We start from the raw sequence: 272 nt of genomic DNA on the forward strand, positions 1-272 counted from the left end.
GATCGTGGCCGGTCTGGTTCTAATTTTCCGCACGCGTCATGCCCGCACATATAAGGAAGGAGCTGAATCATGATGGTCCATTATCTTTACAGCGATACGGGAGCATTTAGCGATCATCATGAACATGGAGCACATTCGGATGCGTATAGTTTCAGCTTTGGAGGAGATTGGGCGGGGCTTCTTCTTCTCTTGTTATGCATCGGTGTATATGTTGCTGCCGCTCTCACTACCCATCGCCATCACCGGTCATGGCCGCTGCATCGGTATTTAAG

At 50.0% G+C, this 272-nt stretch carries 1 protein-coding gene; it reads left to right on the forward strand.

What is annotated here, in order from left to right; genetic code table 11:
• Positions 1-69: 69 nt before the first annotated feature.
• Positions 70-272: hypothetical protein (locus ACSNOG_RS33360; protein ID WP_436756413.1), on the forward strand; the 203-nt coding region annotated here is incomplete at its 3' end.

Source organism: Streptomyces sp. URMC 124 (genome assembly GCF_051386455.1).
In the GTDB taxonomy this organism is placed as follows: domain Bacteria; phylum Actinomycetota; class Actinomycetes; order Streptomycetales; family Streptomycetaceae; genus Streptomyces.